A 22,923-nucleotide genomic window follows, 5' to 3' on the forward strand; every position below is an offset into this window, starting at 1 on the left:
TGGCCGTGCGAAGATCTTCACGCAGCAACGCCTAATCAATATCGGAGCATCCGGGGGGCTGGAGGTCCGATAACTTGCACGAACTGCCTTTGAGGGCGGAATTTGTGTCGAACAAGGCGAGGCAATTCACTTTCAGTGACAGGCTGTAACTTGAATATCAGGAAAAGACTATTTAGACGCAACTGACCTAAGGGAAGTCAGCAGGCTTTGCAGCGTGCTAGACGTAGAGCCGTCGGCGACGCCATCCACCAGGCGTGGTCGGAAATGCCGCTGAAAAGCTTCGACGACGATTTCGGTCTGGCGGTCGAAGACACCTGATATCTCGACGCCATAGCCATAGAGCGCCAGCATAGACTGCAGTGCCTCGATCTGGGCGCCGGTATCGCCGGCTTTCAGCACCGCGCCGCGCCGGACCGGCGCCGCAGGCACGAGATGGCCGACCCCGGCCGCAAACAGCGCATTCCAGGGGAATTTCTCGCCCGGGTCGATCTTGCGCCCCGGCGCGATGTCGGAATGGGCAAGCACCCTTTGCGCCGTAATGGAATGGCGTTCGATGATACCAAGGCAAAGCCCGATCACCGCTTCCACCTGCCGCTTGGGAAAGGCCGAATAGCCGAGCGAATGGCCGGGATTGACGATTTCGATGCCGACCGAACAGGAGTTGATGTCGCGACGACCGAACCAGGAACTTGCACCGGCATGCCAGGCGCGGTCGCTTTCGCGCACCATCTGGATGATGCGGCCATCCTCATGGACGAGGTAGTGCGACGAGACTTCGCTTGCGGGGTTGCACAACCAGGCTTCCGCGGCAGCACCAGTCGCCATGCCGGTATAGTGCAGCACGATCATGTCGGGCCTGAGCGTTTCGCGCCGCGGGCCGAAATTCGGCGATACCCTGACCTCCGCGCTTGGCTCGTCGGGCGAGAAGCCGGTCATGCGTGCCTGAGGCCCCGCTCGATCACTTCATAGGCCGCGTTGATCGCCGCGACCCTGGTCGTTGCAATCTTGATGAATTCCTGCGGCAGGCCGCGCGCGATCAGCCGGTCCGGATGATTGTCGGAGACCAGCTTGCGGTATCGCTTCCTGACCTCCTCGAACGGCTTGCCGCGCTCAATGCCGAGCACGATATAGGGATCGCCGGCGCCGAGATTGACGTGCCTGGCCATGATGGCCTCGTAGTGCACCTCGTCGATGCGGAAAATCTCGGCAATACGGTGCAGGAAAATCCCTTCGCGCTCATGCACCAGCCCATCCGCCTTGGCGATATGGAACAGACCGTCGAGTATGTCTTCCAGCATGACGCAGTTCGAATGGCCCGAGCCGCACATCTGCGCCATACTCTCGGCATAGGTCTCGAACCCGGCGACGTCGCGCTTGGCCAGATCGTAAAGCCGCGCCACATTGCGGGTCTGTTCTCGCGGCACCTCGAATATTTCCTGGAACGCGCGAACCTCGTCCTGGGTGACGATGCCATCGGCCTTGGCCATCTTGGCTGACAGCGCAATCATCGCCACAGAGAAGGCAACACGCCGGCGCAGATCAGCGTCACCGGAGAAAACCGTGCGCACGGCCTCAACCACATCGGCTACGCCGGACGTGGCTGAAGATGAAACGCGGGTGATGAAGTCGCCGAGGCGATCCCAAATCGACATGAGCGCTTATTAGGGCCGCCGGCCATTGCTATCAAGCCAAGACAGCGCCGCAGAGTGGACCGAATTTACGCAAGCAACCGACGCGCCAGATCCCAAACCGTAGGAAAGAGCCGGTTCAAGGCCCTTGAGCCCCGAATCGACCTAAACGCAGGAAGGCCGGCGCGAAGCCGGCCTCCTCTCTCGTCACGTCAAAGTGACCGAGACTGCTGCTACTGCGCGGGGGCAGGAGCAGGTGTTGCCGGAGCCGGTTCTGCAGGCTTCGGTGCATCCGGCGTCGCCGGCTTCATGGGCTCGGCGGCTGGCGGATTGGTGCTCTGGGTGGTGGTGTTATCCGTACCGCTGTCGCTGCAGGCGGCAACGCCGAACAGGGCCAGGGCGGAAACGGAAGCAAGAATGAGCTTTTTCATGACATCTCTCCTTCAACACACGCTCACGTTGCGGTGAACGGTCGAAGGCAAAATGCATCAAACGGCCATGAGTTTCGTAACGTTGCGTTTCCTGATGTAACATCCGCGCACTACCGATTGTGGGCCGGGCGATGCCGAACTAACAGTCTGGACCCAAATGCAATGCCGGAGTTCTGCGTGGACAAGAAATGGGATTTTTGGATCGACCGCGGCGGCACCTTTACCGACGTGATCGGACGTGATCCGCAAGGCGGTTTGCATCCCAGGAAATTCCTGTCGGAAAATCCCGAAGCCTATCCCGACGCGGCCATAGCCGGCATCCGCGAGCTTCTGGGGCTGAAATCCGGCACCGCTATTCCTCCGGGCCTGGTCGGTGACGTCAAGATGGGTACCACCGTTGCCACGAATGCGCTGCTGGAGCGCAAGGGCGACCGTGTGCTTTTGCTCATCACCAAGGGCTTTCGCGACGCGCTGAAGATCGCCTATCAGGCGCGGCCGGACATCTTCGCCAAGGAGATCATCCTTCCCGAACAGCTCTACGAGCGAGTCATCGAGATCGACGAGCGTGTGCGCGCCAATGGCGAGGTCGAGCGCTTGCTCGACATCGCCGCCTGCCGGCCCGCCATCGAACAGGCGAAGGCCGACGGCATCGATGCGGTGGCCATCGTCTTCATGCATGCCTGGAAATATCCCGACCACGAGAAGGCGGTGGCGAAAGTCTGCCGCAAGATCGGGTTCAGCCAAGTCTCGGTCAGCCATGAAGTCTCGCCGCTGATCAAACTGGTCGGCCGCGGCGACACCACCGTGGTCGATGCCTATCTGTCGCCGATCCTGTCGCGCTATGTGCAAAGGGTGGCGGGAGAACTGGGCGCGACGCCAATCTCCCCACTTGTGGGGGGTGAGGAGCGGTCGGCCAAAGGCCGAGAAAAAGCCAACGATTTGGCTTTTTCAGCGACGAACGCCCGGAGCCATAGCGAAGGGCAGTCGGCAAAGCCGACGGAGGGGGTTCTCTCAGGAGGCACCACCAAAGCGTCGAGCACTGCCGCGGCGACCCCACCCGGCGGCTTCGCCGCCACCCTCCCCTCGAGGGGGAGGGAGAACCCTCGCCTGATGTTCATGATGTCGTCGGGCGGGCTTACCGCCGCCGACATGTTTCAGGGCAAGGACGCGCTGCTGTCCGGCCCGGCCGGCGGTGTCGTCGGCATGGTCGAGACGGCGAAACTCGCCGGATTCGAGAAAGTCATCGGTTTCGACATGGGCGGCACCTCGACCGACGTCGCCCATTATGACGGCGAGTATGAGCGCGCCTTCGACACCGAGGTCGCCGGCGTGCGCATCCGTGCGCCGATGATGCGCATCCATACCGTCGCTGCCGGCGGCGGCTCGATCCTGCACTACGAAGCCGGCCGTTTCCGCGCCGGCCCGGATTCCGCCGGCGCCAATCCTGGCCCCGCCGCCTACCGGCGCGGCGGCCCGCTGGCCGTCACCGACGCCAATGTCATGCTGGGCAAGCTGCAGCCCGATTTCTTCCCGGCAATTTTCGGCCCAGGCCAGGACCAGCCGCTCGATGTGGCCGCCGTGCGCAAAAAATTCGCTGCGCTGGCCGTCGAAATCGGCGATGGCCGCACGCCGGAAGCCGTCGCCGAAGGCTTCGTCACCATCGCGGTGGAAAACATGGCCAATGCCATCAAGAAGATCTCCGTGCAGCGCGGCTATGACGTCACTGAATATCTCTTGAACTGTTTTGGCGGCGCCGGCGGCCAGCATGCCTGCCTGGTTGCCGACGCGCTCGGCATGGAGGCGGTACTGATCCACCCCTTCTCCGGTCTGCTCTCAGCCTATGGTATCGGCCTGTCGTCGGTTTTCGCGTCGCGCCAGCAGGCGCTCCTGAAGCCGCTTGCCGAAGAATCCAGGACCCAGATGGGCAGCCTCATCGGCACGTTGAAAAAAGCCGTCATCGCCGAATTGGTAGCGCAAGGCATCGCCGAGGACAAGATTGCGGCAAAGCCGGTGCTGCACATCCGCTATGACGGCACCGACACCACGCTGCCGGTGAATTTCGAAGGCGACTCGATCTTCCAGGCCAGGCGCGATTTCGAAATCGCCCACAAGGCGCAGTTCGGGTTCGTCTATGATGACAAGCCGATGATCGTCGAGACCGTTGGCGTGGAAGGCGCCGAGATCGTCGAGACCACGGCCGAAGCCGTTGCGCCCGCCGGACCGGCAAGGGTTGAAGCGGGTGCGTCCGGAACGCGGCGCATCTACACCGAGGGCCGCTGGCATGAGGCCGGCATCCATCGTCGCGAAAATCTGCGCCCATCCAACCTGATCGCAGGCCCCGCTTTGATCATCGAGCCGAACCAGACCATCGTCGTCGAGCCGGGCTGGCGGGCCGAAATCACCAACCTCAATCACGTCGTCATCCGCCGCACCGAACGGAAAGTTCGCACGGCTGCCCTCGGTACCGAAGCCGATCCGGTGATGCTGGAGGTCTTCAACAACCTCTTCATGTCGATCGCCGAACAGATGGGCGTTACGCTGCAGAACACCGCCTATTCCGTCAACATCAAGGAAAGGCTGGATTTCTCCTGCGCCGTCTTCGACCGCCACGGCGCGCTGGTCGCCAACGCGCCGCACATGCCGGTGCATCTCGGCTCAATGGACCGCTCGGTCGAAACCATCATCCGGCTGAACTCCGGCGACATCCACCCCGGCGACGTCTTTGCGCTGAACGCACCTTACAATGGCGGCACGCATCTGCCCGACATCACCGTGGTGACGCCGGTCTTTTCCCTCCCCCTCGAGGGGAGGGTGGCCGCGCAGCGGCCGGGTGGGGTCCTCTCAGAAGGCACCGCAAGGGCGTCGAGCACTGCCGCAGCGACCCCCTCCGGCGGCTCCGCCGCCACCTCCCCTTCAAGGGGGGAGGAAATCCTGTTCTGGGCGGCCTCACGCGGCCATCATGCCGACATTGGCGGCACGGCACCTGGCTCGATGACACCACTTGCCACCACGGTCGACGAGGAAGGCGTGCTGTTCGACAATTTCCGCGTCGTCGATCGCGGAAAATTCCGCGAGGCGGAGCTGCAAACGCTGCTCACCGACCACCCCTACCCCGCCCGCAACCCGCACCAGAACATCGCCGACCTAAAGGCGCAGATCGCCGCCAATGAAAAGGGCGTGGCGGAACTGCGCAAAATGGTCTCCCATTTCGGCCTCGATGTCGTCGAGGCCTATATGGGCCATGTCCAGGACAATGCCGCCGAAAGCGTGCGCCGCGTGCTGGAAAGGCTGCCTGACAGCTCGCAGTATGAATACCCGACCGACACCGGCCAGGTGATCAAGGTGAAGATCACGGTCGACCGGCAAAAGAGCGAAGCGACCGTCGACTTCACCGGCACCTCGCCTGTCATGAAGAACAATTTCAACGCGCCCGAGCCCGTCGCCCGCGCCGCCGTGCTCTATGCCTTCCGCGTCATGGTCGAGGACATGATCCCGATGAATGCCGGGTGCCTCAGGCCCATCAACATCATCATCCCCGACGGCTCGATGCTGAAGCCGGCCTACCCCGCAGCAGTCGTCGCCGGCAATGTCGAGACCTCGCAGCATGTCACCAACGCGCTGTTCGGAGCCATGGGCGCCATGGCCAATGCGCAAGGCACGATGAACAACCTGACCTTCGGCAACAAGCAGTACCAGTATTACGAGACGATCTGCTCCGGTTCGCCGGCCGGACAGATGAACTCCGGCCGCGGCTTTGCCGGCACATCCGGCGTCCACACCCACATGACCAATTCGCGCCTGACCGACCCGGAGGTGCTGGAATTGCGCTTTCCCGTGCTGCTCGAGGATTTTCACATTCGCGAAGGCTCCGGCGGCAAAGGCAAATGGGATGCCGGTGACGGCACCAGGCGGACGATCCGTTTCCTCGAAAAGATGGAATGCGCCATCCTGTCCTCGCACCGCAACCGCCCGCCGCAAGGCCTTGATGGCGGCGGTGACGGCGAGGTCGGCTCGACCAAGGTCCGCCGCCAGGACGGCAGCGTCGAGACGCTGAAGGCCTGCGACCAGACCGTGCTCGACGCCGGCGACGCCGTCATCCTGACGACGCCGACGCCGGGCGGGTTTGGCAAGGCCTGAACTCGCGTCAACAGGCTGTCACCCGCCTGTCATGCCCCTGAGTTACCCGCTTGCGGCAAAGCAAATGGGGAATCACTTTGCCATGACGGACGTCTCCTCGGATCTCGTTTTTCGCCGCGGCAAGGAAGTTGGAAAAGCCGTCTACCAGAACCGCCCGCTTTCGCAGGCCGGCCTTTCCGAACGACTGTTTGCGCTGCTGTTTTCCGGCCTTGTCTATCCGCAGATCTGGGAAGACCCTGAAGTCGACATGGAGGCCATGCAGCTTGGCCAGGGCCACCGCCTCGTCACCATAGCGTCGGGCGGCTGCAACATCCTCGCCTACCTCACCCGCTCGCCTGAACGCGTCGATGCGGTCGATCTCAACGCCGCCCACATCGCCTTGAACCGGATGAAGCTGGAGGCGGTGCGGCATCTGCCCTCGCAGGGCGATCTGTTCCGTTTCTTCGGCGCCGCCGACACCAACCACAATTCGCAAGCCTATGACCGCTTCATCGCGCCGCATCTCGACCCGGTCAGCCGCCACTATTGGGAGCGTCGCAGCTGGCGCGGCCGCCGGCGCATCACCGTCTTCGACCGCAATTTCTACCAGACCGGCCTGCTCGGCCTGTTCATCGCCATGGGCCACCGCATCGCCAAATTCTTCGGCGTCGATCCCGCCGGTATCATGGCGTCGAAGAGCCTCGCCGACCAGCGCCGCTTCTTCAACGAAGAGCTGGCGCCGGTCTTCGACAAGAAGCTGTTGCGCTGGGCTACCTCGCGCAAGGCTTCGCTGTTCGGCCTCGGCATTCCGCCGGCGCAGTACGATTCGCTGATCACCTCGGGCGATGGTTCGATGGCCAGCGTGCTGAAGGCCCGGCTGGAAAAGCTCGCTTGCGATTTTCCGCTGAAGAACAACTACTTCGCTTGGCAAGCCTTCGCCCGTCGCTATCCCAATCCGGGTGAGGCCGCCCTGCCCGCCTATCTAGAAGAGGCCAACTACAAGGCGATCCGCAACAATGTCGATCGCGTCGGCATCCACCACGCCAATCTGATCGAATTTCTGGCCGGCAAGGACGCAGGCACCGTCGACCGTTTCGTCCTGCTCGACGCGCAGGACTGGATGACGGACGACCAGCTCAATGCCCTTTGGTCGGAGATCACCCGCACCGCCTCGGTCGGCGCCCGAGTCATCTTCCGTACCGCCGCCGAGCCCAGCCTGCTGCCGGGCCGCGTCTCGATCTCGCTGCTCGACCAGTGGACCTACGAGGACGAGGCCTCGCGCGACTGTTCGGCCCGCGACCGCTCTGCGATTTATGGCGGCTTCCACCTCTATGTGAAGCGCGCGGCATGAGCGCGAGCGGGCTGCCGGCCGATCATGCCGAACTGATGGACGGCGTCTACCGCTGGCAGCGCCACATCTACGACCTGACCCGCAAATACTATCTGCTTGGCCGCGACCAGATGATAGTCGGGCTGGATGTGCCGGCGAATGGCAGAGTGCTCGAACTTGGCTGCGGCACCGGCCGCAACATCGCGCTTGTAGCCCGCCGCTATCCCGACGCCCGCCTCTACGGCCTCGACATCTCGGCCGAGATGCTGGAGACGGCGAGCAAGGCGATCGGCCGCGACGGCCTGTCCGGCCGCGCCGTGCTGGCGCGCGGCGACGCCACCGATTTCGACGCCAAGACGCTGTTCGGCGTCGAGCGCTTCGACCGCATCTTCGTGTCCTATTCGCTGTCGATGATCCCCGGTTGGGAAAAGACGGTTTCGGCAGCCCTTGCGGCACTCGCGCCCGGCGGCTCGCTGCATGTCGTCGATTTCGGCCAGCAGGAAGGCTTGCCCAACTGGTTCCGGACATTGCTGCGCGGCTGGCTCAAGAAATTCCATGTCACGCCGCGTGAATCATTGCGCGAAGTCTTGGAATCGGAGTCTCGGCGAACCGGCGCAAGCTTCCGTTTCCGTACGCTTTATCGCGGCTATGCCTGGCTGGCGGTCGTCAAGATCGCGCACTCTTACCTCCCCTCGATGGGGGAGGTCGCGCCGAAGGCGCGGGTGGGGGTGAAGTGCCAGGCACCCTGCCCCGGCGCTACGCGCCGACCCTCCCCATCAAGGGGAGGGTAAAGGGAGCTAGCGCAGTGCCTTCATCAGCGCGCCGACCATCACCTGCGGCCGGTAGCCGAGCTTGGCCGGCGTCAACCCCAGCCGCACCACCACCAGTCGCTCCGACCGGATGATGGCGACCGTCTGGCCGTCATGGCCCTCCATCCAGTAGGTATCGTTGGGCAGGCCGGCGGCGACGCCGGCGCCGGGATTTCCTTCGTCCCCCGGGGCTTCGATCCAAAGTTGCCCCTTGCCGTAGACTTTCGAGGCCGGTGCCGGTTCGCACATCCAGTCGACGAAACCGGCCGGCAGGATCTGGTTGCCGTTCCAGACGCCGCCCTGCAGCAGGAATTGGCCGAACCGCGCCCAGTCATGCCCCGTGGCATAGAGGTAGGATGAGCCGACAAAGGTACCCTCCTCGTCGGTTTCGAGCACCGCGCTTTGCATGCCGAGCGGCCCGAACAGCGCTGCCCTTGGCCACATCAGCGCCTTGTCCTTGTCGCCGATAGCATCCTGCCACAGCCGCGACAGCATCACCGCCGTGCCGCTCGAATAGGAAAAGACCTTGCCGACGTCGCCGGTCAGCGGCTTGGCCTCGGCGAAGCCCGCCATATCCGGTTCGAGGTAGAGCATGCGCGTCACATCGGCAACGTCGCCATAATCCTCGTTGAACTCGAGTCCGCTCGACATCGCCATCATATCGGCAAGGCTGATGGCGGCGCGGCCGTCCGCCTTCCATGAGCCGAACAGGCCCTGATTGGTCACCGCCATCTTGCCGTCCTTGACCAGCGTGCCGACGAGCGCGGCGTTGACTGTCTTGGTCATCGACCAGCCCAGCAGCGGCGTTTTCGCCGAAAAGCCGTCGCCATAACGCTCCGCAACAATGCGGCCATTTTTGACCACCACCACGGCGCGCATGCCGATGCCGGTCATCGCCGCACCGTCGAGGATCTTGTTGATTTCGGGATTTTGCGAGGCATCGACTCGATCTCCCTCGGGCCACAGATCGCCCTTGGTGGCCGCCGACGCCTCGGCAGGGATTGACGTGCGCCGTGCCTTGCCGACGTCGCCATCAGGAACCGAGGCGCAACCCAGGCCGGCGCGCGCAACAGCAACGCTCTTGCCGAGGAAGCCAAGCAGCCCGGCCGAGACGGTCCCCCTGTTCTTGTCGACCGACACCTTCATCAGCCTGAGAAGCGGATGGCCGGGCGCCTGCACGTCGATGGCAAGCACCTCATTGGGATCACGGCCGGCGATAAAAACATTCGAGCAGACAATCTTGGCGGAATAGCCGGAACCGACGCGGATCAGTTCGGGCGGCGCGACGTAGAGCCAGGTAAACAGGGCGGCTATGGCCAACACGACCAGGCCGAGCAGCCATTTGATGATCTTCACGGCGATCCGCATCTTTCCGTCCCTGCTTTTCCGCTGCCCGTGGCTTGCGGCCCGATTTATGTCATCGATTTGCCGCCATTGCTTCCGCAAAATCGGTGTTCTTGTCGAGCGCCGTCAACCTGTTATCAACCATGATCGGCGATCACTGGTGCATGTCGCCCAAAAGTGCGCAGCGGTTTTGGAACAACGACATGCACGAAAATAGCGTATCAGGCGATGCTGTGGGGCGATCGCCTGAGGGGCACCTGCAACGACAACCCAACAGCGACCGGCTGATTCCGGCTCGGGAAATGCGATGCGCCGTTTCGCGGCCCTCATCACGTTGACGCTGCTGGCCGCCTGCTCGATCGCCGGCGATCTCGTGCCCTCGATGTCGCCATCCAGCAGCCCGACGGTTGCCGTGCGCGCACCGCGTTTCGAAGACTCCAAGCCGCATGAATGGGATAGCGGCGCGCCTTGGAACTATGCCGTTCACGGCACCGACGTCTCCAAATACCAGACCTCGGTCGACTGGCCGACGGCCAAGGCCAGCGGCATCTCCTTCGCCTTCATCAAGGCGACCGAGGGCGGCGACCGTTTCGACGAGTATTTCAACGAGCATTGGTCGCGCACCAAGGCCAATGGCATTCCGCGCGCGGCCTACCATTTCTTCTATTTCTGCACGCCTGCCGCCACCCAGGCGCGCTGGTTCATCCAGAACGTGCCCGTCGACCGCTCGGCCATGCCGCCGGTGCTCGACATGGAGTGGAACCCGCAATCGCCGACCTGCCGGCTGCGCCCGGATTCAGCGACGGTGCGGGCCGAAATGACCACCTTTCTCGAGATGATCGAGCGGCACTATGGCAAGAAGCCGATCATCTACACCTCGGTCGACTTCTTCGACGATAACGACCTTGCGACCTTCCGCGGCTATCCCTACTGGCTGCGCTCGGTGGCCGGCCACCCCCGCCAGAGGTACGGCAGCCACCCTTTCACCTTCTGGCAATACACCGGAACCGGTATCGTGCCCGGCATGACCGGCAAGTCCGATATCAACGTCTTCAACGGCACTGAGGCAGCCTGGAAAAAGTGGCTGCGGCAGAACACCCGTTGACACCGGCTCTACCGCCTGCTTTTCGACGTCCCATGCGCACCTACCTGCAGCCACTGGGATATCCACGCCGGAAACAGTCGAAGAGCCGCCTGCGCTCCGGGCTGCTCGCGGCCCTGCTGCTCGGCGCTACGGCGATGCCGGCGGCGGCGCAGGAATGCGGCGGCGACTTCGAAACCTGGAAGCAAGGCGTGGCGGCGGAAGCCAAGGCAGCCGGTGTCGGCGCTGTCGGCCTTGACGCGCTGGAGGCCGCCACCATCGACGACAAGGTGCTCGCGCGTGACCGCGCCCAGGGCGTCTTCGCCCAGACCTTCATTCAGTTCTCCAACCGCATGATCTCGGCCTACCGGCTGAAGCAGGGCGCGGCCAATCTGAAGAAATACGCCGAAATCTTTGCGGGCGCCGACCAGCAGTTCGGTGTCCAGGCGCCGATCATCACCGCCTTCTGGGGGCTGGAGACCGATTTCGGCGCCGTACAGGGCGATTTCCACACGCTGAGCGCCTTGGTGACGCTGTCGCATGACTGCCGCCGCCCGCAGCTGTTTCGGCCGCAACTGCTGCCGCTGTTGACGCTGATCGATCGCGGCGTCGTTCCGGCCGACGTCACCGGCGCCTGGGCCGGCGAGATCGGCCAGACGCAGATCCTGCCTTCCGACTATCTCGCGCGCGGCGTCGACGGCGACGGCGACGGCATCGTCGACCTCAGGCGCAGCGTACCCGACGTGATCATGACCACGGCCAACAAGGTGCTGTCGCGCGGCTGGAAACGCGACCAGCCGTGGATCGAGGAAGTGCGCGTGCCCGAGGACATGCCCTGGGAGCAGACCGGCCGCACCAACAAGCTGCCGCTGTCTCAATGGGCCGCGTGGGGCGTCACCAATCCCGATGGCACGCCGCTGATCGACAATGGCCTGAAGGCCGGCCTGGCGCTGCCGATGGGCCGCAAAGGTCCGGCCTTCCTCGCCTACGACAATTTCGACGTCTATCTCGAATGGAACCAGTCCTTCACCTACGCGCTGACCGCCGCCAACTTCGCCAGCCGGCTGGCCGGGGCAAAGCAGTTCGACCCGCGCAATCCCGAAACCGGGCTCAATGGCGACCAGATGAAGGAATTGCAGACCAAGCTCGAAGCCAGGGGCTATGACGTCGGCACCGTCGACGGCATTCTGGGCACCAACACCCGCGAAGCCATCCGCAAGGAACAGATGCGGCTCGGCATGCCGGTCGACGGCTGGCCGACGCCGGAGCTTTTGGGGAAACTGTGAGTAGAATCTGCCCAAGCTGGGTTCCTTATTCCCTACTCCTTGCCCGGACGAAGTCGATAAATGCCCGCAAAGCCGGGGGGACGTGCCTCGAACTCGGGTGATACAGGAAGAAGCCTGGAAAGCTGGGCGACCAGGGCTCTAGAAATCTCATCAGCCTGCCCGCATCGATCCAGGACTGGACCTGATAGTCGATCATGTAGGCAACGCCTGCTCCACCCAGCGCCGCGTTCAGCATCAGCTCGGTGTCGTTGACAGTCAGGCTGCCCTCGACGGCGATTTCCAGAGACCGTTTGCCGCGCGCGAACTCCCATCGATAGAGGTTGCCGCCACCAGGCCATTGGAATTTTATGCATTTGTGCTGATGCAACTCCTGCGGATGGCGCGGTATGGCCCGATTTTCGAGATAGACGGGAGCGGCCACCGCCGCCATCTGCAAATCCCCGCTCAGTTTCACTGCCACCATGTCCTTCTCCAGCCGCTCGCCAAGCCTGATTCCGGCATCGAACCGTCCTCGAACAATGTCGGTCAGCGTATCGTCGACGATGACGGTCAGCGCGATATCAGGATAGGCGCGTTGGAAGTCGCCAAGGATCGGGCCGATGAACCGCACCGCGGCAACACGCGGCACGTTTATTCGTAGCGAACCCGCCGGTCGATCACGCGCGGCATGAATGTCCGCTACGGCGCCCTCTAGCTCTTCGAACGCAACGGCAAGGCGCGCAAACAGCGTCTCGCCGGCACCAGTGGGTGAAACACTACGCGTCGTGCGATTCAGCAACCTGACGCCGATGCGAGCCTCCAGTTGCCGGATCGACTGGCTGAGCGCCGGCGGGGAAACACGCAGCCGGGCGGCGGCGCGGACGAAACTACGCTCTTCCACGATTGCGGCAAATGCCTTGAGCTCGGCGAATTCAGAACCGCGCATTGTGTATCCCTAGATTAACAAGCTAGTCAGATAATAGGCCATTATCTGATCAGTTGCATGGCCCTATTTCTCGACTAGCAGACCCGTCGGATGAAACCGGCACGGGCCTGAATGATTGAAGGAAACGTATCATGCCCAAGTCCTTGCAAGGCAAAACCGCACTCGTCACCGGCAGTTCGCGCGGCATTGGGCGAGCCATCGCCGAAGGCCTCGCCTCCAAGGGCGCTGCCGTCGTCGTCAACTATGTCGGCAACCACGAAGCCGCTGACGAGGTCGTGGCCGCCATCGCCGGCAAGGGAGGAAAGGCGATGGCCGTCCAGGCCGACATATCAAGCGTCTCGGATATTCATCGCCTGTTTGACGAGGCTGAGAGTGAGTTCGGCGCGATCGACATCGTGGTTGCCAATGTCGGCGTCGCCGTCATCAAGCCTCTGACCGAGGCAACCGAAGCCGATTTCGACCATGTCTTCGGCACCAATGCCAAGGGCACGTTCTTCGTGCTTCAGGAAGCAGCGCGCCGTGTGCGAAACGGCGGCCGCATCATCGCGGTCTCCACCGGCGGCACCAAGATGTTCTTCACGCAAACGGCGCTCTATCTCGGCAGCAAGGGCGCCGTCGAACAATTCGTCCGTGTGCTCTCGCGTGAACTCGGACCGCGCGGCATCACCGTGAATGCGCTGTCGCCTGGCTTCACCGACACGGACCTGCTTCCCGAGCGCGATCGCGCCGTGGCGGCCGGCATGTCTCCATTTGGCAGGATCGGCGCGCCCCGCGACGTTGCCGATGTCGCGGTCTTCCTGGCCAGCGACGAGGCCCGCTGGCTGACCGGCGAGAATATCCAGGCCGGTGGCGGGGTCGCTTAGTCCGCCATCGTCTCTAGGCTGGCGAATCCCTGCGGCGCATCGCCTTCATCGAAGGGTGTCGTCACCTCGACGAAGGTATCGGGATAAAAGCCGTTGAAGCGGGTTCTTAGCGACAGCGAATAGGCGCCGATATGGCCGATCTCGATCCAGTCGCCGGTGTCGACGGTTTCCGGCAGCCAGAACGGCCGCGACAGGATGTCGACGGAATCGCAGGTCGCGCCGCAGACCTTGAACGGCACGATGTTCTTCTCCTCGCCATTGCGCGAGCGGATCGCCGGATCGGGGATGAAGCGGGCCGGCAGTGTGATCTTGCCGGTCCAAGAATCCGACAGCGACGCCCAGATGCCGTCATTGATGTAGAGCCGCTTGCCCTTGCGCAGCAGCACCCGCACGATCAGCGACAGGCAGCGCGCCACGATCACCCGGCCGGGCTCGGCCACCAACGGGATCTGGTCGAACTGGTATTCCCTCAGGTCGCCCGACAGCCGCGACATGATCTGGCCGAGCGACGGCATCTCGATCTGCTTGCGATTGGGGTCATGGCCGTACTCGGCGGGAAAGCCGCCGCCGACATCGAGGCCCGCAATGTCGAAGGTCAGCCGGTTGCGCACCCAATCGGCGGAGGCCAGCGCCCGTTCATAGGTGTCGGGATCCTCGATCTGGCTGCCGACATGGAAGCACAGGCCGACCTTGTAGCCGGTGCGGTTGAGCCGCTCGGCGAGTTCCACCGCATAGGCCGGCCCGGCGCCGAATTTCTTCGACAGTTCATAGGCCGCCGAACCCTTGGTCTGGATTCGCACGAACACGCTGATGGAGCCCGGATCGATGTCAAGCGCCCGCACCACCCGCGTCAGCTTGGTGATCTCGTCCTCATGGTCGAGCGAAATGACCCGGATGGCGTATTTTTCCAGCGCAAGCTTGATGTCCGACTGCGCCTTGACCGGATGCATGTAGAGCATCTCGGCGTCGGGTGAGACGGCGCGCACGGCGGCGAACTCGCCGGGCGAGGCCACATCGAAGGCGGTGACGCCGGCTTCGACCAGCGCCTTGAGCACGATCTGCTCGCCATTGGTCTTGACTGCGTAGGCGGTCTTGCCGGGAAACATGCCCATGAACTGTTTGGCATCCGCCTTCAGCACCTGCGGGCGAAAGCAGTAGACCGGATCGTCCGGCCGAAGCGCCAGCGCCGCCTCGCGGGCATTCTCGAATCGCTGCATGGACGAATCCCCTGACTTCTCGGCTGCGCACAATTAATCCAAGCTAGCGGCCAAAGAAAACAATTCTGTGTCTGGCGGGCACTGACCCAGCGGCGCATCCTCCTGGCAGCACTGTTGCCAGCAATCAGGTTTCGGGTGGCTCTTGTCGCCGGACCCGATATGCCTTCTGCCTGAGTGGCTGGCATTGATGCCGCGGGGAAGGACGTTCACGATGGCAATAGCCACGACAGCCGTGCAGCGCGGACCGATGACGCTGAGGGACTGGGGACAGCTTCTGCTGCTCGGCGCCATCTGGGGCGGCTCGTTCTTCTTTGCCCGCATCGCCGTTGCCGAAATGCACCCGCTGGTGCTGGTGCTGTTTCGCGTTGCCATTGCGGCCATTGCACTGCAGCTCTATCTCGGCATTCGCGGTCCGTCCTTCCGCCTCGCCTTCCCGCATGCCGGCCTGTTTTTCCTTTTGGCGCTCGCCAACAATGTCGTCCCGTTCTCGCTGATCTTTGCCGGCCAGACCGCGCTTGGCGCCGGCGTCGCCTCGGTGCTCAATGCGACGACGCCGTTCTGGACGCTGATCCTCGCCAACGCGCTGACAGCGGACGAAAAGCTCTCCTGGAACAAGCTTGCCGGCATCGGGCTCGGCATCGCCGGCACCGCTGTCATGATCGGCCCCGGCCTGCTGGCCGGGCTCGGCGGCCCGGTCTGGGCGAAATTCGCGCTGATCGGCGCCTCGCTGTCATACGCCGTCGCGCTGATGATTGCCCGCCGCTTCAAGGGCGTGCCCTCGCCGGTCATCGCCACCGGACAATTGACGGCGTCGACCATCATCATGATCCCGGTGGTGCTGCTCACCTATGGCCCGGCCGGCCTGTTCTCGGCCTCGCCGCCGGTCTGGACGGCGGTGCTGGCGCTGGCGCTGCTCTCCACCGCCTTCGCCTACATCCTCTATTTCAACGTCGCCGCCTCGGCCGGCGCCACCAACGCCTCGCTGGTCACGCTCATCGTCCCGGCCAGCGCCATCCTGCTCGGCCTCCTGTTCCTCGGCGAGCGGCTCGCTCTGTTTGAGTTCTGCGGCATGGCACTGATCGCGCTTGGCCTGTTGACGATCGACGGGCGGTTGTTTGGTCGGCGCTAATGCCTGTCGACCAAAAGTGCGCAGCGGTTTTGGGACAACGACGCGCTTTAGGTCTGGTAGCGCTGCCATGCCTCGGTTTCGCCACGGCCGCGTCACAATTTATTCACAGGCTGCCAGCGGCTTTTGCCGAAGAGTTTCAACGCTTAACGGCAGGTGGCAGGTCGCAAATTCCACAATCGCGTCGCATTGCAGCATATTTTCCGCTTGCCTGTGGCACAAATGCCCCTAGACTCCACCCATAGCTCTTGAAGAGGAGACTATGACATGGGACTTACGAGGCCAATCAACGCATTGATGATCTGTGCTGCATTTGCCTTCATTGGCGCCCTTATCATAGGTGTTCTTCCGTAACCGCCGGAGCGGAAGAACAGCAGCAATAGCCCACAAATTCGAAAGGCCGGGTGTTTCGCCCGGCCTTTTGCATTTCAGATTTCATACCACGATGAAGCTCAGGCGGCGGCGGATCCAGCTGCCTCTGTTTCGTGGGAGCGGATGCCGATCATATGGCAGATGGCAAACACCAGGTCGGCCCGGTTCATGGTGTAGAAATGGAAGTCGCTGACGCCGCGCTCGACGAGATCGAGCACCTGCTCGGCCGCCACGGCAGACGCCACGAGCGCATGCGTCTGCGGATCGTTGTGCAGCCCTTCGAAACGCTCGGCCAGCCATGCCGGCACCAGCGCGCCGCAGCGCGCCGAGAAATTGGCGACCTGGGTGAAATTGTGCACCGGCAGGATGCCAGGCACGATCGGGATGTAGATGCCGGCACGGCGCGCCTTCTCGACATAACGCTCGTAGAGATCGTTGTCGAAGAAGAACTGGGTGATCGCCCGCGTCGCGCCATTGTCGGCCTTGCGCTCCAGCATGTCGAAGTCGGTGGCAAAGTCCGGACTTTCCGGATGCTTTTCGGGATAGGCCGAGACCGAGATGTCGAAATCGCCGGCGTCCTTCAGCGCTCCGACAAGTTCGGCGCCATTGGCATAGCCATCGGGATGCGGCCGGTAGGCGGTGCCGACGCCGGCCGCCGGATCGCCACGCAAGGCGACGAAGCGCTTCACGCCCATATCGGCGAATTCGCGGACGACGGCGTCGACCTCATGGCGGGCAGCGTCGACGCAGGTCATGTGCGCCGCCGGCGTCAGCGTCGTCTCGTTCAGGATGCGCTTGACCGTGCGGGCCGTGCGCTCACGCGTCGAACCGCCGGCGCCATAGGTCACCGAGACGAATCTCGGCCTCAGCGGCTCCAGCCTGGTGACGGTGTCCCAGAGCCTGGCTTCCATCTCATCGGTCTTCGGCGGGAAGAACTCGAAGGAGACGCGGACCTTGTCGCCGATGTCGGGACGGCGGGAAAAGCGGAACTGGTTCATCAGGCGATTTCCCCCATAGGGTACGCTTTGGTGGGTTGGGTATCATTGGAAGGCTCGGCCATCAGCATGCGGCGGTCCCGGCCGAGCCACAGCTTGACGGTCAGCCTGGCTTCGTTGCCGCCGCGCGGCTCGAATTCCTGGGCATCCTCGAGATCGAGCCCGGCCTCGGCAAACCATTCGGAGATCTGCCGGTCGGAAAAGCCCAGCCTGACATGCGCGTGCTGGTCGCGCAGGAACTCCAGCGCATGCGGCGCGAAGTCGACGATCACCAGCCGGCCCGCCGGGCGCAGCAGCCGCGCCGCCTCGCGAATGGCGCGTGCCGGATCGTCCAGATAGTGCAGCACCTGATGGATGGTGACGAGGTCGAAGGCGTCGCGCTCGACCGGCGGCGCGAAAATGTCGCCTTGGCGGACCTGCGCATTGGCGATGCCTGCCTTGTCGAGATTGGCCCGCGCCACCGTCAGCATTTCGCGCGACATGTCGATGCCGACGCCGCGCCGGTAGAGCGGCGAAAATATCTCCAGCAGCCGCCCGGTACCGGTGCCGAGGTCTAGCATCGACTGGAATGGCCGCTTGCCGACCAGCTTGAGGAGTGCGGCTTCCACGGCGCGGTCCGGCACATGCAGCGAGCGGATGTGATCCCAGCTGGCGGCGTTCTCGGAGAAATACTCGGCGGCACGGTCCTGCCGCTTGCGCTTGACCGATGCCAACCGCTCGAGATCGCGCTCGACCTGCGGATCGGCGCCATGAATGCCGGAGACCAGCCGCAGCACGAAGTCGCGCGCGGAATCCGTATCCGACAGCCGGAAGAAGGCCCAGGAGCCCTCCTGGTAGCGGCCGATCAACCCGGCCTCCAGCAGCAGCTTCAAATGCCGCGACACCCGCGGTTGCGACTGGCTGAGGATCTCGGTGAGGTCGGACACGGTGAGATCGCCGCGCGACAGCAGCGCCAGGATGCGGAGCCGGCTCGATTCGGCCGCAGCCTTCAACGTATCAACCATCGTATCGAGCGAAACATGCATCGGCGCGTTCTCGTTGAAAAAGATATAAACATATGTTTATGTCAGCTTTGACGACATGGCAAGGCCTATGTCGCTTCCTGACAAGAAAATGCCGCACACATGATCCCCGCCTGAGAGAACCGCTTTTCCCTGACGATCGGCTGGAAACTTGTGCTAGGGCGAAAGCCATGTTCGAGAAGCGCGACGGCGAAAAGCTCCTGCAGACTGACCCGGCTGACATGCCGGCGGATGGCCATATCGTGTTCATCGGCCGCATCGCCTCGCCATGGACATCCAGGCAAACCTGCCCAAAGAACATGCGCGCGGCGCGCGAGGCCGGACAGGCGACCACGGTTCTCATCGACCCTGCCTATCGCGACGGCCTGCTTGCGCTGGAGCGGGCCAGCCACATCGTCATCCTGTCCTGGCTGCATCACGCGCCGCGGGCACTGATTGTCCAGAGACCCCGCCATGCGGCTGAGCCGAAAGGCGTTTTCTCGCTGCGCTCCCCTGCCCGGCCGAACCCAGTCGGGCTGCATATCGCCAGGCTGATCGCCGTCGACATCGACCACGGCCGCATCGCCATCGACGCCATCGATGTGCTCGACGGCACCCCGGTGATCGACATCAAGCCCTATTTCGCCTCGACCGACGCCTTTCCCGAGGCGACCATTGCCGGGCGTGACGAAAAATGAGCGCGCCCACCGGCCGCCGCCGCGCCATCGCCAAGGCGCTGACCGCACTGCTGCCCCTGGCGCCCTATGCCGATATGGAGAAAATCCGCACCGAGGCCGGCGCCGTGCACATGAAGACGCTGCCGCCGGGCATCGCGGTCTGGCTGGCGACGATCGCCCATATCAGGCACGGCCATACCGACTATGAAAAGCTGCTGGCCGAGGGCTATGACCGCGACTCGGCGCGGTTCTTCGTCATCGAGCAAACAAACATGGTGCTGACCCGTTGGCGCGCCACGCGCCTGCTCGATGCAGAGGACGAAGAGGAATAACTTCAGCTACCGTCGCTTCAATACGGCAACCGCATTGTAGGGCTGGCCGTCCGCCTGCCCAACCCAGGTCCAGGACAGGTTCCCTTTGAAGAACCGGACGGTGATGCCGCCACCGTCGATGCACTTGTCCTGGCCGTAGCTGATGCTTTCCCGGTATTCCGCCGAACTGTCGTCGCGAGAAATCTGGGTCAACGATCCGCCGCAGCCGAGCGACGAATAGTCGATCGACGCGGCGCCATCGCCGATTGTCATTGCGATCGCCCAATCGGCGCCGGCAGCACCGGCCGGACTTTGATGACCGCTGCCGGTCCAGACGCCGTTGAGCCCCGCCGCGTTGACCACGCAAGGCACGTTCTGAAAGATCGGCGTCAGCTCGCTGCCCGTCTTCTCGCAACGATAGGTCTGGCCGTTCTGGCACAGCGCCTCGCCCTCGCGAGCGCATTGCGCGAAGGCATGGCCAGTGACGAAGACGAGGAAAATTGCAAAGCTGATGGTCCGAAAAGATCTGCCCATTTTGCCCCTCCCGGCCGGATATTTTCAAGCCGGACCATAGGGCATATCGAATGTGCTACCTAGGACAAACAGCGATGGTTGGGTGGCCCTATGCCGCCTGCAGGGGACCACTAGCTTGAATCTGCCGCATCAAGCCGAAGGGACCAATCGCCATGAACCGAAGCGCAGCAGCCGGTAGCATTGTGCCATTGCCGGCTTTGTCGGATCGCCATATCGATCCGCATTCCTATCCCGACGGCATCGCCTTTCTCGATGGTCAGTATCTGCCGATGTCGCAAGCCAAGATCTCGGTGCTGGATTGGGGCTTTCTGCATTCCGACGCCACCTACGACACCGTGCATGTCTGGGACGGGAGCTTCTTCCGACTCGACCTGCATCTCGACCGCTTCTTCGCCGGCTTGCAAAAACTGCGCATGACGATCCCGTCCGACCGCGATGGTGTGGCCGAGATTCTGCACAATTGCGTGGCGCTGTCGGGCCATCGCGCCGCCTATGTCGAAATGCTGTGCACACGCGGCGCCTCGCCGACCTTCAGCCGCGATCCGCGCCAGGCGGTCAACCGCTTCATGGCCTTCGCAGTTCCCTTCGGCTCGGTCGCCAATGCCGAGCAGTTGCGGCGCGGCCTGCATGTCGCCATTAGCGACAAGGTGCGCATTCCGCCGGTCTCGATCGATCCGGCGATCAAGAACTACCACTGGCTCGACCTCGTGCGCGGCCTCTACGACGCTTATGACCGTGGGGCCGAAACCGCATTGATTCTCGACTTCAACGGCAATGTCGCCGAAGGCCCCGGCTTCAACGTGTTCTGCGTCAAGGACGGCAGGCTGTCGACGCCAGCCGCCGGCGTGCTGCCCGGCATCACCAGGCGCACCGTCTTCGACCTCTGCGCCGAGGCAGCGCTTCCCACCACGGCCGTCGACGTCAGCGTTGCCGCGCTGAAGGCTGCCGACGAAGTCTTCATCACTTCCACCGCCGGCGGCATCATGCCGGTGACAGTGATCGACGGCGCTGCTGTCGCCGACGGCAAGATAGGCGGGATCACAAAGCGCTTGATGGCGCTCTACTGGCAAAAGCATGACGACCCGGCCTGGTCGAGCCCGGTGCGCTATCCCTGACCGGCGAAGGTCCTGCTCCACACGATGACGTGACCAAAAAGATTCCCCCTCGCCTCTGGAAAATCGCTCGACGCACCGTATATCGCGGAAGCGGAGAAGCCTCCGCTTCCCAGTTCACGGCCCGCATGGGCAAGGATTCCACGTCATGACAAGCAAGGTTTGGTTCATCACCGGATCGTCGAAAGGCTTTGGCCGAGTCTGGGCCGAGGCCGCACTCGCTCGCGGCGACCGTGTCGCCGCAACCGCGCGCGATGCCGGCACGCTCGCCGATCTCGTCGCGAAATACGGCGATAATGTCGCCGCGATCAAGCTCGACGTCACCGACAAGAAGGCTGTCGATGCGGCCATCGCCGAGGCGCACAAGCGCTTTGGCCGGCTCGACGTCGTCATCAACAATGCCGGCTATGGCCATTTCGGCGCCATCGAGGAAGTCAGCGAACAGGAAGCCCGCGACCAGATCGAGACCAATGTGTTCGGCGCGCTCTGGGTCACCCAGGCGGCTTTGCCGATCATGCGGGCGCAGGGCTCCGGCCATATCATCCAGATCTCGTCGATCGGCGGCGTCAACGCCTTTGCCTCGCTCGGCCTTTACCATGCCTCGAAATGGGCGCTCGAAGCCTTCAGCCAGTCGCTCAGCATCGAGGTCGCCGAATTCGGCATCCATGTGACGCTTGTCGAGCCGGGCGGCTTCTCCACCGATTGGTCCGGCGCTTCGGCCAAGGTCTCCAAAGCGATCGAGGCTTACGCGCCGGCCCGTGCCAAGATGGCGGAACGCCGCGCCAACTCGGTCGCCGGCGACCCCAAGGCCACCGGACCGGCGATGCTTGAAATCGTCGACGCGGCCGAGCCGCCGCTGCGCGTCTTCTTCGGCGATGGCGGCCTACCGATGATCAAGCAGGAATACGCCAACCGCATCGCGCTGTGGGAAAAGTGGGACCACGTTTCCGTCGAGGCGCAGGGCGCCAAGAAGAACCGCAAGGCGGCCTGAGCGCGTCTTGAAATCCGGCTGCGTCGCCCCGGCGGCGCAGCCCGTGCCCTAGCCCGGTACTAGGATCGATAAATCCACTGCTCGGGCACGCGCACCGAGATCTCTTCCCCTGTTGTCATACGACCCGGTTTCTCGACCCAAGCAACGAGGCCGCGCAGCCGTTTCGCCGCCTTCGGGAAGGCCAGCGCGCCGGCCTCCCGATCGGCCATCTCGGCGTTTTCGGCGATCGAACGTCCAGCAAGCCGGCAAGGCCCGTTCTGCGCATCGACCTTGATCGTCACGCCACTTCTAAAGAACAGCAGCGTGCCTGACGGCAGCATCGAGAGATGCGGCACGCCTTCGATCAACAGATTGGCGCCGATCCATTCCGGCTTGATCTCGGCCAGCCCCATCCGCTCGGCAACGACGGCGAGTTCATCCGCTGCTACGATTGATATCTGCCGCTCGTTGCGGATTTCGGTGCCGCGCGGATACCAGGGTTCGCGACCGCCCGAACGACGGGTGGCGCCGGCGTGGAAGTCGCCGTCGATGCCTTCGAAACCGAGCTGCAATGCTTCCACTGGGCGCGTCTGAAAGTGATTCGACGGTGCGGCGTAGAGCGCCGTCACCCTGGCTACGAGTTTTCGCGCTGAAATGATCTCGATCGGAGCCTCAGGGAAAAGATCCAGCATGGCTTACTCCTTGTGCAAGATCGCATTAGCGATAGCCATGAGCCCGGTCCAGTCCAAAGCAATGATGATCCGATCAAGCGGGCTGATGGCAGCCGATCACGAT

The 22,923-nt window shown here is 63.3% G+C and carries 20 protein-coding genes and 1 pseudogene; 11 read left to right on the plus strand and 10 right to left on the minus strand.

What is annotated here, in order from left to right; all coding sequences use genetic code 11:
- Positions 1-168 precede the first annotated feature (168 nt).
- The 3 genes from NKI37_RS03460 to NKI37_RS03470 form a co-directional block, all read right to left on the minus strand.
- On the minus strand, positions 169-936 hold the full coding sequence (locus NKI37_RS03460; RefSeq protein WP_023682147.1) for an N-acetylmuramoyl-L-alanine amidase: 768 nt from the start codon (positions 934-936) through the stop codon (positions 169-171).
- Positions 933-1,652 carry a TerB family tellurite resistance protein gene (locus tag NKI37_RS03465; RefSeq protein ID WP_352790973.1) on the minus strand — a complete coding sequence of 240 codons (720 nt, stop codon included), beginning with the start codon at positions 1,650-1,652 and terminating at the stop codon, positions 933-935. The genes NKI37_RS03460 and NKI37_RS03465 overlap by 4 nt, the downstream gene beginning before the upstream one ends.
- Positions 1,653-1,861: 209 nt before the next feature.
- Positions 1,862-2,059, minus strand: coding sequence for a hypothetical protein (locus tag NKI37_RS03470; protein ID WP_023668260.1), 198 nt, complete (start codon positions 2,057-2,059; stop codon positions 1,862-1,864).
- A gap of 177 nt (positions 2,060-2,236) precedes the next feature.
- Between NKI37_RS03470 and NKI37_RS03475 the strand changes: the two genes are divergently transcribed.
- The 3 genes and pseudogenes from NKI37_RS03475 to NKI37_RS03485 all read left to right on the plus strand — a co-directional run.
- The gene (locus NKI37_RS03475) at positions 2,237-6,196 is read left to right on the plus strand and encodes a hydantoinase B/oxoprolinase family protein (RefSeq protein ID WP_352794370.1); all 3,960 of its coding nucleotides are present in this window, start codon (positions 2,237-2,239) and stop codon (positions 6,194-6,196) included.
- Positions 6,197-6,227: 31 nt separating this feature from the next.
- A complete protein-coding gene (locus NKI37_RS03480; protein ID WP_352446331.1) occupies positions 6,228-7,526 on the plus strand; it encodes a BtaA family protein in 1,299 nt (432 codons plus the stop codon).
- Positions 7,523-8,179 (plus strand): annotated as a pseudogene (locus tag NKI37_RS03485) (class I SAM-dependent methyltransferase); the annotation flags it as partial. The gene NKI37_RS03480 and the pseudogene NKI37_RS03485, both read left to right, overlap by 4 nt.
- 123 nt (positions 8,180-8,302) lie before the next feature.
- Here the strand turns inward: NKI37_RS03485 and NKI37_RS03490 are convergent.
- Positions 8,303-9,682: a serine hydrolase domain-containing protein gene (locus NKI37_RS03490; protein ID WP_352446332.1), complete on the minus strand. Its 1,380-nt coding sequence runs from the start codon at positions 9,680-9,682 to the stop codon at positions 8,303-8,305.
- A 283-nt stretch (positions 9,683-9,965) separates the two neighbouring features.
- On the opposite strand from NKI37_RS03490, the gene NKI37_RS03495 reads away from it, so the two are divergent.
- Both NKI37_RS03495 and NKI37_RS03500 read left to right on the plus strand, forming a co-directional pair.
- Entirely contained in the window at positions 9,966-10,763 is a 798-nt protein-coding gene (locus tag NKI37_RS03495; protein ID WP_502896396.1) for a glycoside hydrolase family 25 protein, read from the plus strand.
- A gap of 32 nt (positions 10,764-10,795) precedes the next feature.
- Positions 10,796-12,025, plus strand: a complete 1,230-nt coding sequence (locus NKI37_RS03500) for a lytic murein transglycosylase (RefSeq protein ID WP_352790658.1) — start codon at positions 10,796-10,798, stop codon at positions 12,023-12,025.
- 25 nt (positions 12,026-12,050) lie between these two features.
- Here NKI37_RS03500 and NKI37_RS03505 read toward each other — a convergent pair whose 3' ends face one another.
- Positions 12,051-12,950 (minus strand): LysR family transcriptional regulator, encoded by a 900-nt coding sequence (locus NKI37_RS03505; RefSeq protein WP_352790660.1) that lies wholly within the window; start codon positions 12,948-12,950, stop codon positions 12,051-12,053.
- 131 nt (positions 12,951-13,081) lie between these two features.
- Between NKI37_RS03505 and NKI37_RS03510 the strand changes: the two genes are divergently transcribed.
- Entirely contained in the window at positions 13,082-13,813 is a 732-nt protein-coding gene (locus NKI37_RS03510; protein WP_023668251.1) for an SDR family oxidoreductase, read from the plus strand.
- Here the strand turns inward: NKI37_RS03510 and NKI37_RS03515 are convergent.
- Positions 13,810-15,030 (minus strand): alanine racemase, encoded by a 1,221-nt coding sequence (locus tag NKI37_RS03515; RefSeq protein WP_023668250.1) that lies wholly within the window; start codon positions 15,028-15,030, stop codon positions 13,810-13,812. The two genes, NKI37_RS03510 and NKI37_RS03515, sit on opposite strands and share 4 nt — an antisense overlap.
- Positions 15,031-15,241: 211 nt before the next feature.
- Between NKI37_RS03515 and NKI37_RS03520 the strand changes: the two genes are divergently transcribed.
- Positions 15,242-16,159 carry a DMT family transporter gene (locus NKI37_RS03520; RefSeq protein ID WP_352790661.1) on the plus strand — a complete coding sequence of 306 codons (918 nt, stop codon included), beginning with the start codon at positions 15,242-15,244 and terminating at the stop codon, positions 16,157-16,159.
- Positions 16,160-16,608: 449 nt separating this feature from the next.
- On the opposite strand, the gene metF is transcribed toward NKI37_RS03520, so the two are convergent.
- Both metF and NKI37_RS03530 read right to left on the minus strand, forming a co-directional pair.
- On the minus strand, positions 16,609-17,526 hold the full coding sequence (gene metF, locus NKI37_RS03525) for a methylenetetrahydrofolate reductase [NAD(P)H] (protein ID WP_352790663.1): 918 nt from the start codon (positions 17,524-17,526) through the stop codon (positions 16,609-16,611).
- Positions 17,526-18,548, minus strand: coding sequence for an ArsR/SmtB family transcription factor (locus NKI37_RS03530; protein WP_352463550.1), 1,023 nt, complete (start codon positions 18,546-18,548; stop codon positions 17,526-17,528). The genes metF and NKI37_RS03530 overlap by 1 nt, the downstream gene beginning before the upstream one ends.
- Before the next feature lie 167 nt (positions 18,549-18,715).
- Here NKI37_RS03530 and tsaA point away from each other — a divergent pair, with 167 nt between their 5' ends.
- Positions 18,716-19,222 (plus strand): tRNA (N6-threonylcarbamoyladenosine(37)-N6)-methyltransferase TrmO, encoded by a 507-nt coding sequence (gene tsaA, locus NKI37_RS03535; protein WP_352463551.1) that lies wholly within the window; start codon positions 18,716-18,718, stop codon positions 19,220-19,222.
- Positions 19,219-19,533 carry a DUF2293 domain-containing protein gene (locus NKI37_RS03540; RefSeq protein WP_023668245.1) on the plus strand — a complete coding sequence of 105 codons (315 nt, stop codon included), beginning with the start codon at positions 19,219-19,221 and terminating at the stop codon, positions 19,531-19,533. Before tsaA ends, NKI37_RS03540 begins: the two co-directional genes overlap by 4 nt.
- A gap of 6 nt (positions 19,534-19,539) precedes the next feature.
- Here the strand turns inward: NKI37_RS03540 and NKI37_RS03545 are convergent, their stop codons facing one another.
- Complete coding sequence (locus tag NKI37_RS03545; protein WP_352790666.1) at positions 19,540-20,046, minus strand: hypothetical protein; 507 nt, start codon at positions 20,044-20,046, stop codon at positions 19,540-19,542.
- A gap of 152 nt (positions 20,047-20,198) precedes the next feature.
- Between NKI37_RS03545 and NKI37_RS03550 the strand changes: the two genes are divergently transcribed.
- A complete protein-coding gene (locus NKI37_RS03550) occupies positions 20,199-21,161 on the plus strand; it encodes a D-amino acid aminotransferase (RefSeq protein WP_023668243.1) in 963 nt (320 codons plus the stop codon).
- A 145-nt stretch (positions 21,162-21,306) separates the two neighbouring features.
- Entirely contained in the window at positions 21,307-22,149 is an 843-nt protein-coding gene (locus NKI37_RS03555) for an SDR family oxidoreductase (RefSeq protein ID WP_023697035.1), read from the plus strand.
- 59 nt (positions 22,150-22,208) lie between these two features.
- Here the strand turns inward: NKI37_RS03555 and NKI37_RS03560 are convergent, their stop codons facing one another.
- The gene (locus NKI37_RS03560) at positions 22,209-22,820 is read right to left on the minus strand and encodes an MOSC domain-containing protein (protein WP_023697036.1); all 612 of its coding nucleotides are present in this window, start codon (positions 22,818-22,820) and stop codon (positions 22,209-22,211) included.
- Positions 22,821-22,923 lie beyond the last annotated feature (103 nt).

The sequence above is a fragment of the Mesorhizobium sp. M0626 genome, assembly GCF_040320665.1.
GTDB lineage: Bacteria > Pseudomonadota > Alphaproteobacteria > Rhizobiales > Rhizobiaceae > Mesorhizobium.

Bases quoted from the DNA above. Each gene is read 5' to 3' on its own strand.
- NKI37_RS03550 (WP_023668243.1), top strand. From the start codon at position 20,199: ATGAACCGAAGCGCAGCAGCCGGTAGCATTGTGCCATTGCCGGCTTTG.
- NKI37_RS03520 (WP_352790661.1), top strand. From the start codon at position 15,242: ATGGCAATAGCCACGACAGCCGTGCAGCGCGGACCGATGACGCTGAGG.
- NKI37_RS03555 (WP_023697035.1), top strand. From the start codon at position 21,307: ATGACAAGCAAGGTTTGGTTCATCACCGGATCGTCGAAAGGCTTTGGC.
- NKI37_RS03515 (WP_023668250.1), bottom strand. From the start codon at position 15,030: ATGCAGCGATTCGAGAATGCCCGCGAGGCGGCGCTGGCGCTTCGGCCG.
- NKI37_RS03460 (WP_023682147.1), bottom strand. From the start codon at position 936: ATGACCGGCTTCTCGCCCGACGAGCCAAGCGCGGAGGTCAGGGTATCG.
- NKI37_RS03470 (WP_023668260.1), bottom strand. From the start codon at position 2,059: ATGAAAAAGCTCATTCTTGCTTCCGTTTCCGCCCTGGCCCTGTTCGGC.
- NKI37_RS03480 (WP_352446331.1), top strand. From the start codon at position 6,228: ATGCCCCTGAGTTACCCGCTTGCGGCAAAGCAAATGGGGAATCACTTT.
- NKI37_RS03510 (WP_023668251.1), top strand. From the start codon at position 13,082: ATGCCCAAGTCCTTGCAAGGCAAAACCGCACTCGTCACCGGCAGTTCG.
- NKI37_RS03465 (WP_352790973.1), bottom strand. From the start codon at position 1,652: ATGTCGATTTGGGATCGCCTCGGCGACTTCATCACCCGCGTTTCATCT.
- tsaA (WP_352463551.1), top strand. From the start codon at position 18,716: ATGTTCGAGAAGCGCGACGGCGAAAAGCTCCTGCAGACTGACCCGGCT.
- metF (WP_352790663.1), bottom strand. From the start codon at position 17,526: ATGAACCAGTTCCGCTTTTCCCGCCGTCCCGACATCGGCGACAAGGTC.
- NKI37_RS03490 (WP_352446332.1), bottom strand. From the start codon at position 9,682: ATGCGGATCGCCGTGAAGATCATCAAATGGCTGCTCGGCCTGGTCGTG.
- NKI37_RS03500 (WP_352790658.1), top strand. From the start codon at position 10,796: ATGCGCACCTACCTGCAGCCACTGGGATATCCACGCCGGAAACAGTCG.
- NKI37_RS03545 (WP_352790666.1), bottom strand. From the start codon at position 20,046: ATGGGCAGATCTTTTCGGACCATCAGCTTTGCAATTTTCCTCGTCTTC.
- NKI37_RS03530 (WP_352463550.1), bottom strand. From the start codon at position 18,548: ATGCATGTTTCGCTCGATACGATGGTTGATACGTTGAAGGCTGCGGCC.
- NKI37_RS03495 (WP_502896396.1), top strand. From the start codon at position 9,966: ATGCGCCGTTTCGCGGCCCTCATCACGTTGACGCTGCTGGCCGCCTGC.
- NKI37_RS03505 (WP_352790660.1), bottom strand. From the start codon at position 12,950: ATGCGCGGTTCTGAATTCGCCGAGCTCAAGGCATTTGCCGCAATCGTG.
- NKI37_RS03540 (WP_023668245.1), top strand. From the start codon at position 19,219: ATGAGCGCGCCCACCGGCCGCCGCCGCGCCATCGCCAAGGCGCTGACC.
- NKI37_RS03560 (WP_023697036.1), bottom strand. From the start codon at position 22,820: ATGCTGGATCTTTTCCCTGAGGCTCCGATCGAGATCATTTCAGCGCGA.